Source organism: Psychrobacter sp. (genome assembly GCF_018260395.1).
Taxonomy (GTDB): Bacteria; Pseudomonadota; Gammaproteobacteria; order Pseudomonadales; family Moraxellaceae; genus Psychrobacter.
On record NZ_JAGLBC010000168.1, the window covers coordinates 1 to 4516 of the forward strand.

The window sequence follows — 4516 nt, forward strand, 5'->3', positions numbered from 1 at the left end:
AACTGCTCTGTAGGTATGGAAGTACTTTTAAGCTGTCCCAGTAGTACCTGACTTGTCGCGCCATCTATACTTGAGCCGGGTAATTGACGCCAATTAAAGTTTGCATATCTCAATAGATGAGATAGGTGTAGTTTGTTAGGATCTTGGCAACTTAGATTATGCGTATTTATTAGTTGTTTAATTGTTTTATCAAATGTTTGGATTTTACGCTTATTTAAATCAACGTCCTTTAGTAAGTATAAGAATAGTAAACTGACATCATCAACGACATAACTAATATAGTGCGTTAAACTTTCATGATCATGTTGTTTACAACCATATTTCTCATCTTTGATCTCTAAGGGAATAACCACATTAATGTTTGTTATACTGATATTATCATTATTTTGATTGCGATCAGGAGTATTGATGGCATACAGCTTACGATCAGTAAAAAGCCAGTTATAAAGCGCTTCAAGTGCTTTCAAATCATTTAGTCCACCGAACATAATACTGGTATAAATGAAGTATGAAACGTAGTCGTTGGCGTTAAATTTAAGCTTGTTTTCCCATTTTTTTATGGCTTCAAGCCAAGTATCAGCAACTTTTGAACCCTCAACAAACCAATTGTTATCAATGGTCAAGCTATCACGGGTAGCTAAAATAGGAACGACAGGCTCATCTAAGTTACAGTCATTTTCTTTATTAAATTTTCTAACGGCTTTTAAGAAACCTTGTCTAGCTATCCGATAGGTAGTATGAGTCGTAAAGTCTGATGAAAGTTTCTTATCTATATTCTGGTAATGTTCACTCAATTCTCCAGCAGTAACGTCATTATTCAAAAAATAAGTATTGGCAATATTTTCAGCCTTTTTTTCAATAGCAGCTTTTAGCTTTTGCCTTTTTGATGCTCTTAATTCATGACCTATTAACTTACTATCTTTAGCCATAAAGCTTTACCTTAACTTGAGCTAAAGATAATTGATGTGCTACATGATCCAACTGCTTACCAAGGCTTTTATACTGATTTATAGAAAAGGAGGACATCGGATGAAATATTTCTTGATCGGCATCCTCATGACCAAATAAAGCCCGTATCATTAATTCATCTGCCGTATTTGTCAACATGGTTCGTAATTGATGTCGCAGCCAATTATCTTTATGATTAAAAAACTCACCCAAAAAACTACGTATTCTGCTAGGTGACATGGCAATAAAGCCTTTTGGGTTGTAACTAAATACATTCAATAGAGGCGCTTTAGAGTCTAATATATCTCTATATGGGAGGGGGTGATTAAGATAAATTTGATTATGAATAGCTGCAAATTGATTTAAATATAGGATATAGTTTTTTAAAGCCTCTGCAAGAAAATCACTTATTGGAATGAGTCTGCCTTGATCTTTAGCATTTTTGTTAGCTTTATCGGAGACCCAGTACAATCTTTTATCTATATTAAATTGATTTAAGACACCAGGTGACTGATTTACAGGTCTAATACCTGTTTGGATTTGGATTATATGCCACATCCAAAGGCTATAGACATTGAATTGATCTATGTATGTATCTTTATTTACGTTAATATCACGCGTAAGATTCCTATTATATCCATGCACAGAATTTGCTAATGTTTTGAAAAACTTACTACAAGTGTTTAAATTTAAAGCCATTTCGCTGCCAACATTTTTATACGTCTTATGAGATTTTAAGTCTATTAAGTGATCTGAGTATATGGGTTTAGATAAATACAGCGACTTATTCGGCTCAACTGATAAATCTATAGTATGAGCTGGTTTGACATGCGGCATGAATTTATCAAGGTGTGTTGAGTAATAAGTGGTAGAAGTTAGAAGGCTATTGGCTGATTGATATGTATTTATTAAAGATGAGGTGTCGATACAAGTGTAGTATAAAGGCGCACAGTGCTCTACTTCTACACCTGTCAAAATGTCAGCATGTAAAGGCTGTTTTATTTTGTGCTTGATTATAAAACCTAGCCCATTTTCGATATGCTGCCTTGATAAAGTAGGTAATCCCAGGCTTTGTTTTAAATCCCTTATAAAGTTATTTATATCCTGTTTATAAAGTTCTAGTTTAAATTGAAGTATCGAGGCTATGTCATGAGGTAGTGGTATCGTAAAGTATTTGCTGTCACTACATAGATACCTTTTTAAGTAATCTTGACGGTTAGTTACTACATTGATCGTATTTTTAAGAACAAAGCCACCATCACCATCATCAATAAATAATTCACGAGAACTTTTATTAGAGCTTAGCTCATGAACTACAGTAGCAATTTGACGTCCCGATAAAAGTGATAATACTAATACCTTTGCTATATGACTTTCATGTCTTTTAGTGCTTTTAGTTAATTCAATTAACTTCGTATATAGCATTTGATAATTTGATAAGGTGAGGACTCTGGTATTACTTGGAAAACTAAAGCTGTTTCGTCTGCTATGTAAATAATTAGTTTTTACATCAAATTGCTGTAATTCAGAAGACTTTGCTACAGTTTTAGTAGGTTTAAAATCATTATCTAGTAATGAAGGAGGGTTTTCGTCAGCCAGATATTCTTGATGTGCGACATTATTCTCTTTATTTTTCTGTTGGAAACGAATTTCCCTAACAAGGTTGTCAATATTTCGAAGATTGGCGTGTTTTATCATACTATCAGAGCTTTGATCATCGGATGAACGCCTGTTTTTTTCAATATATTTTTTATCTTTTAAAACTACTTCGTATGCTAATCGAATTTGGCCAATTTTTTTAGCTGAGTTATAATTGGTTTCTTTACCTGAAGCTTCATTATGGTCTGTAACTTTTTCAAATTCGATTAGGTCTTCTAAGTCCTCAAAAGGTGTCTTATTATCTAATAGCTTTCCCAATAAAAAGTCTAATATTTTTTTTTGACTAGACCTTTCACCTAAAGCCATTCTTATCCTAACGCTTAAAGTGTCTATCTTTTTAAAGTGCTTGTCCTCTCGCTCAGCAATACACCAAATAAGCTGTAAATACCGGCTCATAAATTTCCATGTATCGCTAGCTAGCAACAGGCCACCATAGTGTTGACAAAATTCTGCCAACATATACGATACAGCCCAGGTTTCAGAATTGTTATGAGATTTAATTTCTTTAATAACTAACTTGCAATCTTCCTCAGTTAAAACAGAAATATCTCGAGGTTGAAAGTTGTTAACTGTCATTAAATAACTTGGACTCATAGCAATCAAATTTAATGTAAATGATTGTAATATGAAAGCTCTTGGGGAGTTATTAGGAATAATATTTTCAATTATGCTTTTAGCACGCTCGATTGAAATAGCTATTGGTTTTGCATAATTATTATTCATCTAACCAGCTCTTATTTTGAGGTAGGCCTAATTCTTTACTGTTGTTAACAAGACGACTATTCTGATAATCATAGTGATCTTTTGAAATTCCACAAAATTGGCAATAATCAGCTACATTCAAGTTATCTACAACCATAAGTTCTTTTAAGATCGTTGGAGGACAGTCATCTTTTAGATGCCGCCACAATTGAGGGTGATTCACATCCCTATAAAAGCTAATTTTTAAAACTTCGCTCCATGCCATCTTTATAATTTCATGATCATTGTTATTTATCAATAAAAATGGTTGCTCAATAAAGGCCTCAAATTCAAGGATATCAGACATTCTAATAAAATTATCAAAATATAAATAGGAGTCTGCATTAACTCGAATCATCCGAATTAAAGGCTTAACATATCGATTTACATTTGATAAATTTATATAAGAAGTTTTTGGATTGAATTTCAACCATACAGTGTGTGCCTGTATTGCCTTGGAATGAATAGCAATATTGTTCTTAGATGGAGTGACGAACTTATGGTTAACAGTGTTTTCTAACATTCAAAGAATACTCCTATCTATCCAACACATTTATTATGATCGACCTATTAAGATTAAACAGACCTAGATGCAAATATTAGCAAATGTAAGCTGGGATTTTAAGCCAGCTATTTAAATTGTGGATTAACAAAATTATTAATTCTATCTTATAAATTCTCTACTCGCCAAATAGTGAACCGCCCCGAGTATATCGTAGAGTAGATTAATTGAGTCAGGCAGCTTTGTCTGACTCACTAAGACTGTCATAGTATCGTCTCTCAAGATCAAAAGGCGACACATAACCAATCGTACTATGCAAACGTGTTTTGTTAAACCTGAAAAGCGTTAATAATCGATTCAGTATCGATTTAGTTTTGCAAGGCGAGAGCTGTGCTCGAGTGACAACCCATTCAAGAGTTGCTAATTCAACATCGCTCACACCTTGCCACTGTTGTTTTAAATAATCAATCACCTCTGTTTTATAAAGCCCGTTAACCGTTTCAGCCAATGCATTATCGTATGAATCACCTGTCGTACCAACAGATGCAATGACGCCAGAACCAGCCATCTTATCCGTATAGCGAATGGATAAATACTGAACACCTCTATCACTATAATGGATCACATCTTTTGGGTTGTTTCTGGTTATCTTACCCTTACCTCGCC

The 4516-nt window shown here is 33.7% G+C and carries 3 protein-coding genes and 1 pseudogene; all 4 read right to left on the bottom strand.

From position 1 onward, the window contains the following. On the bottom strand, positions 1-929 hold a 929-nt coding region (locus QZ265_RS09900; protein WP_296405766.1), incomplete at its 3' end, for a hypothetical protein. Then, complete coding sequence (locus QZ265_RS09905; RefSeq protein WP_296405768.1) at positions 922-3330, bottom strand: hypothetical protein; 2409 nt, start codon at positions 3328-3330, stop codon at positions 922-924. The genes QZ265_RS09905 and QZ265_RS09900, both read right to left, overlap by 8 nt. Next, on the bottom strand, positions 3323-3871 hold the full coding sequence (locus QZ265_RS09910; protein ID WP_296405770.1) for a hypothetical protein: 549 nt from the start codon (positions 3869-3871) through the stop codon (positions 3323-3325). Before QZ265_RS09910 ends, QZ265_RS09905 begins: the two co-directional genes overlap by 8 nt. A 211-nt stretch (positions 3872-4082) precedes the next feature. After that, positions 4083-4516, bottom strand: a pseudogene (locus QZ265_RS09915) (hypothetical protein); the annotation flags it as partial.